Origin of the sequence: Thermincola ferriacetica (assembly GCF_001263415.1) — a bacterium.
Classification (GTDB): Bacteria; Bacillota; Thermincolia; order Thermincolales; family Thermincolaceae; genus Thermincola; species Thermincola ferriacetica.
Map to the genome: position 1 here is coordinate 1 of NZ_LGTE01000046.1, position 6,711 is coordinate 6,711.

The 6,711-nt window shown below is 40.1% G+C and carries 4 protein-coding genes; 1 reads left to right on the forward strand and 3 read right to left on the reverse strand.

Annotation, left to right across the window (positions count from 1 at the left end; genetic code table 11):
• The coding region (locus Tfer_RS15455) for an ATP-binding protein (protein WP_160315578.1) at window positions 1–198 on the forward strand (198 nt) is incomplete at its 5' end.
• A 295-nt stretch (window positions 199–493) separates the two neighbouring features.
• On the opposite strand, the gene Tfer_RS15460 is transcribed toward Tfer_RS15455, so the two are convergent.
• From Tfer_RS15460 to Tfer_RS15470, 3 genes are all read right to left on the reverse strand, one after another.
• On the reverse strand, window positions 494–1,051 hold the full coding sequence (locus Tfer_RS15460) for a SurA N-terminal domain-containing protein (RefSeq protein WP_052219169.1): 558 nt from the start codon (window positions 1,049–1,051) through the stop codon (window positions 494–496).
• Window positions 1,052–1,124: 73 nt separating this feature from the next.
• On the reverse strand, window positions 1,125–2,744 hold the full coding sequence (locus Tfer_RS15465) for an O-antigen ligase family protein (RefSeq protein ID WP_160315579.1): 1,620 nt from the start codon (window positions 2,742–2,744) through the stop codon (window positions 1,125–1,127).
• Window positions 2,745–3,412: 668 nt separating this feature from the next.
• The gene (locus tag Tfer_RS15470) at window positions 3,413–6,079 is read right to left on the reverse strand and encodes an S-layer homology domain-containing protein (RefSeq protein ID WP_052219171.1); all 2,667 of its coding nucleotides are present in this window, start codon (window positions 6,077–6,079) and stop codon (window positions 3,413–3,415) included.
• Window positions 6,080–6,711: the final 632 nt, after the last annotated feature.

The window sequence follows — 6,711 nt, forward strand, 5'->3', positions numbered from 1 at the left end:
GAAGCCAATATGCTTTTTGGCCTGATAAACAAGCTATACCAGCAAACCTCCATCATCATTACATCCAACAAAGGCTTTGAGGAATGGAGAGAATTCCTGGGAGACCCGGTCATCACATCAGCCATGCTGGACCGGTTAATGTATAAATGCGAGCTGTTTAATATAACCGCTGATAGCTACAGGTTAAAACACCGATAAACAATACTGAACACGTAAAATAATTTCCAATTTTAAAGGTGGTCAATTGCTGTATTTTTGGTGGCCGAAAATGCTGTATTTTTATTGACCGCTAACACCTTTCGAAATTCATTTATATATTACTGTCTGAAAAGAACAAATTCCTTTTAGAAACCAAACAAATCGTTCAACAAATATCGACATAAAATGTGTTTATTTTTCCTGTTTAACATAACGAAGCATCCACATAGATTCAGTATTTTTGCTTATAAAAATAGACCGGTATTTTGCCCGGTCAGATTAATTGTAGACTTTTTTATTCGAATTTTTCATAAATATCAATTTTAGCCTTTTTCTTCTTTTCATTTAAGTACTTAGTAAACTCTATAGGCTTATCAACATAACTATAATTTTTCGTTATACTTTGGTATAGTTTTGCCCTGATCTGTTCATATTTTATTTTGTCTCTATAGTCATCCACAGACATTTTTGTTGCTTCCAGTGTCTCTTTAAATCTAGGTTTTTTTATTTTTTCCTGCAGGAGTTTATCTACTTCTTGATCAGATACTGAAATCCCTTGCTTTTTTGCTTCCTCAAGAATTATGGCTTTATCAATCAGTTGTACCAAGACTTCCTGTTTCAGCCCATTTTTTTCTTTGTCGGAAAGTTTCCTGGCTGTATTCTGGTAATAGTTAAGTATCATATTATACTGTTTGTCGAAATCAGCTTTAGTTATGTATGTATCATTCACCTTTGCAACAGCGCCATTGTGAGTTACCTCTTGTTGGTCCAATATAATGAAGGTAACTAGGAGAACAATTGCTGCACAAATTGCAGTAATGGGTTTCTTATGCACTTTTATTTTCTCCAGCATTTCAACAACCCCTTGTATAAGAATATACATCTACATTTTCTACTAAAGTGCTAAACTTTTTCTATTCGAGTGCTTAAAATTCCTTCTTTTTTGGCTTGTTAGTTTTTGGTACCGTCAATTTTATAAAAAGAGCCTGGGCCTCTTTGACGTACTCTTGGACCTGCTGATTAATATCGATGACCGGTCCGTTTACCCAGAGTTTTTGTATCTCCGGGGTCAACTTTGCCTTTTGACTTTTTATCCTATCAGGTATTGCAATTACCTGTTTGAAAAATTTTTCTGCTTTTTGTTTATCTCCTCCATTAAGGTAGTATTTGCCTCCCTCCAGATAAAAATAGGCTATACGCTCATATAATTCGCTGTTCCAAGGGGCCAGTCCGATGGCCTCTTCCAGAACCTGTAATCCTTTTTCATAGTCTCCAATATCAAAAATTATATTTGCTTTTATAGTCAATAGTTCCGTATTACCTTTGTCTAGTCTGGTAGCTTCGTTTATATAAGTTAATGCTTTTTGTAACCGTGGTAAGTCAACACCATTTATACCTGCTAAGACATAGTTAACCTGAGCCAAATGAGCAGCATTTATTGCCGAGAGTGGATCTACACTTCTGGCCCTTATTAACTGTTTTTCCGCGCCAACAAAATCTTTTTTATTTACCAATCTAGTTGCCTTATTGTCTAGATTAATCCCGGTCAAAACCAGAACGCTTATTATGGAAACAGCCAGTGCCCCCACACCCAGAAAAACCGTAACCGATTTTGCCAGTGCCATGTTATTAGGCCTTTTAAAACCTAAAAATTCGTAACTCACACCGCGCAAAAATGCGATTAGTGTCCAAAATGTTAAGGCTATAGATCCAAAGGCCATATTAACATCAATAACATTATGAATAAGAAGCGGCAACAAAATGCAGACCAGACTCCAAAATAACAGATAATAGCCTTCCGACAGTTCCTTCACATTTATTGTTCGGTAAGTGGCAGCAGCCAGTCCCGCAAAAAGAATTAAGACTCCTGCCAATCCAACTACGCCGGTTTCTACTATGGTTTGTAAATAATAATTGTGCACATGTCTAGTCAAGTACCAATAACTTTGGTATTTATGATAAATGCTCTCCCACCCGCCTCCACCAACGCCGAGTAATGGATAATCGCTAACTATTTTCAGAGCGTCTTTATAGAAGTATTCTCTCTCAATTAAGTTGCGGCTGCTTGATATGCCCCCTTCAGATGTAAACCTAGCAAAAATTCCTCTGGCATCCAATTGTGTGAAAAGAACCACAGCAATTAAAATAACCCCCATTAGGCCTAAAGCTTGGAGCGCTTTCTTTTTATTTTGAAGTAGTCCTGCATACCTTTCTTTATATTTTTCGAGCAAGTACGGTGCCGAAAAGCCCGCAGTTATCCCTATAAACAGCAATACCACCGAAGTTATTGCACCTAATTGGTTTTCCGCAAAGAATAATATGCTAAAGATTAGGGAAATAACTAAATTGATAGCTACAGTGAACCAGCCCTGGTGACGATACCTCTTTTTTAGACCCAACAACCAGATAATTACAGCCACAGGAAAAATGAGCATCGCGCCTCGGGACTGGGTACCAATAAATGTCATTAAAAGAATTACATTTCCTGCACTGGTTAAGGCCTTTAAAATGGGTTTCTCTGTTTGGATGTTTAAAAAGTATCCCAATATAAGTATACTACTAAGGTACGCTCCTAATGCATTTGGATACTGCAGAGTAGAGCAAATCCTGCTTTGAAACACAGCATCCTTAAAACTCCACCATCCGCTATAAGCTCCTATCCCAATCAAAGCGACAATAACACCACTGAGGTAAATAATTAAGCCAAAAAGAATTATTTTCTCTCTGCTCTTAATAACCCTAGAAATTATAAAGTAAACTAACCCAAAGGACAACATCTTAAATGCACTTATTAAAGCTTCTCCTGGCTTGAGCGCTGTAGCTAATGAAGCAAAATAAGCAACTATTAAAACAAATACCCCCCAGTCGATAAGCCCTACCGGAAAAAACCTTCTATGTACCCCTTCTTTTATGGCAAAAATAACAAACCCAAAGGTAGCCAAGCCAATATAAACCTGAGCATAAAGCATATCCTTTGTAAAGTATAATCCCCTAAAGAATGGCGCAACAAAAAGGAGCAGCCCCAGCGTAGCCAGAGTCAAAGTCTCAAGTTTGGACTTATTTAGGTGAAATCCCTTTTTTCTCACCACAACCAATTCTCCTTCTCCTAAGAATTTGCTTGTTATATGTTCTACCAATTAATTGGCTGTTCCTGCATATGCGACAAAAAAGAAGGAGTACCCACACGGGTACCCCTTCCAGTGTCTAACTATAATTAGTTAGAATCCTTTTTAATGATGAAGTCATACATATCATCGGTCGGAGTCTTAACGTCTCCATCCTTGTTCAGGAAGTCATACAGGTCGATTACATCACCCTTACCGATGCTTGTAATGGTCTTCATAGTACCGCTGCTGATGTCAAAGTACTTGACGGTAGCTTTCTTAGCCAGGTACTGAACACTGCTTTCATTAGTATCTTGTACACCGTCGTTGTCAGCATCAACATAAGCAGTAATTACAACGTTGTCATCGATAGTCTCAACCTTAGCAACTGTAACTCCAGTTACATTAGCACTAAGCTTGGTTGCATCCTTAATCTTGTTATCAGCAGTTAACTTGAAGGTATATACGCTGTCACCGTAGATAGTACCAACGCTGGAATCTAAGGTGTATTGCTTAGCTTCACCGTCGGCAGGTGTCCACATCTTAACAGCATAATCGCCGCCACCGATACCGTACTTACCACCGAAGGTTACACCGTATTTCAGGTCGCTGGAAATGGTGAGGTCGTCGTCGATAAATACGAATCTCAGTTTCTTACCATCAGCCCACATCCTGGTTACTCCTTGAACAGTAGTATTCCCAGAGTGTTTAGTAGTGATGGCAGTGTCGTCATTTAGGTCACCCTTAGCGGAAGCCCAAGAAGATTTTGTAGTCTTATCAATGTAGGATTCGTTTACTGTATCGCCGTAAGTATCAACATTCAGGAACGTGGTGTTTTCAGTTACCAACAGAGCTCCTTTAGTGGTACCGTTGTCGCCATAAAGTACCTTGTTGTCTTCGTCAACGCGGTCTGCAGGAAGCTTAGCGGTATCGAAAACATACAGGTCATCAGTATTGGCTTTTTCTATCTTACTTACTTTACCTGCAGAATTCAAAGTAATAGTTACAAAATCTTTAGGTTTAACGTCAACAGCAGATGTTCCATTGCTGTCATCCAGGTCAATTGTAGCAGTAGTAGCATTGCCGTTGATTGTGTAATCATCGTTGTCAATTTCGTAAACAGCCATGGTTCCATCTTGCTTGGTTACACGGATATAACCTACATCTGTAGCAGTATTAGCAGCAGCATCGGTCTTAGTCGTAATGTTCCTTACGAGAACATCTAACTTATTACCGGAGCCAGCAGCTTCGCCTGCAATTACATATATAGCTTCACCGTTGGGGTCAAGTTTAACAGTTACTTCCTGACCTACCAGGTCATCGTTAACATCATCGATGCTAGCTACGTAGTCGAAGGTTTTACCACCATCGGTGGAGTACTGAAGTTTACCAACAGGACTGTATACAGTCTTGTCGCCGACAACCAGTTTATAGAAGTAATCACTACCAACTGCAGTTGCAGAAGCGGAGTTCAGTTTTCCTTTTACAGTAGCATCAGTTGCAAGTACCAGAGTGTGGTCAGAACTATCTTTGTAGTAAGCAACTACGTCGCCTTGTTTTACATCGCTCAGGGTTGCAACAGCGCCGTTGCGGAATACCTGAACATACTTGGCATCGACATTAGAAACATCTACCTTATTGGGTACATCTTCGGTGTCATCATTAAATTCAATCTTCTTCTCTGCTATAGTATCTACGATACCCAGATTATCGAACTGGCTCCTTACAACCTTGTATATCTTGTTATTGCCATCGAGTATAAAGGTTGCATAGTCGCCTACTTTGAGGTTACTTGCAGCATCTACAGTTGTTGCACTGTAGTTCGGGAATAAAATTGCTCCAGTAGCAAGGTCTTTCTTGTCGTTGTTGTAGAAGTAAACAGTGCTGCCTTCAATCTTTTTAACCTTGTCAGTAAATATAGAGCTTTCGTCGGATTTAACCGCAATTAATTCGTCTTTGTCGTTGATATAAGCCTTTACTTTCTGTCCAAAATACTGGAACAGACGGCCTTGCTGACCTTTTACATCGTAAGTTGTTCTAGCATTATCATAAAGATTAGCAAGAACAGCTTCGTTGTTCTCAATGGCGCTTGCAGCTACGGATACGCCTACAAGCTGCCTGTCTTTGTATTCTACTACTTTCAGTTTCTCTTCAAGGAGAGTCTTCAATTTGCCGTAAGTTTGCTCGCCTTTGTCGTTGGTCTCCAGAAGACCCCACATACGGGTATCAAGAGCGTCATCAGCAAGCATAAATACGTTACCTCTAGTTGCAGGAGCATTATAATCGCTGATAACCATGTTATCAAGCAGGTTTAATTCAGATGCTTTAGCAATGAAGGAAGTCGGGTATACAGGGTTTTTAATGGCTTGATAGTAACCCAGCATACGAACAACCATAGTGATGGCTTCATTGTAAGTTACGTTTTTCTCTGGCTTAAAAGTTCCATCCGGGTAGCCAGCAAGAATATTTTGGTCTACTGCGATGTTAATGATACCGGAAGCCCAGTGATCAGCTTTAACATCCTTGAACTTGGTGTTACCTTTTACGTACTCTGCAGCTTTGCCCAGGCCCAACGCCTGCACTACTATTGCTGCATATTCAGCCCGAGTAATGTTTTGCTCAGGCTTGAAGGAGCCGTCACCGTAACCTACTACAATGCCCAGAGCGTTCAGCCTGTCTACAGCTTCGGTTGTTGTCTTAGCTATAGCCGGAGCAGCGAAGCTCAGAACGAACATTGCTACGGTTACGAGCGCGATAATTCTTTTGAACTTCTTCATTCTCTTAAAATCCCCCTTTTTTTAGTATTTTTTGTTTCTCCTCTTTACTGCCTTTTTAAACAGCAAGCACTCTTAACTCTTTCGGGCAACACCCCCTTCAATAGGTATATGTGAACCCAATATTGCTAAAGGTTGATACCTTTAGAACACCGAAATAAAAAACAGCAAAATTTGCCATATTCTTGCATATTATTCTACGTTGTCTGCAGTTTCTCCTGCAAAACTTATGAAATTTTTGTCATCCGGTTAATTCTTTGGCAGATTTGGTTTCAAACCGCCTGTACAGGTGGCAATTATCCTCCTCCACCTGTTTTTCCCACGTCTCGAACCCTATTATACCGAAGGGTCGACCGGTAAGTCAATACATTTTAACCAAACTCTGCATCGGTAAAAAGTGGATATCTATCCTTGTCATTTATATTCATACTTATTCGGGGGCATGATATATTTTTCAGGGGTCGCAGGAGAAAAATTTTAGGCAATCTGGCAAAAAATTTTTCCCTGGCCTCCCCAGGTTTTTCGGTGTCCTCTTTTGTGAAGGGTGGGTGGGGTGACCCGGCTACCCCGGAGCTTTGTGCTGGAGAATGGCGGCAGGGTAGGAGGGTGTCTCCGCTACCTGGGAACTTGGTGCT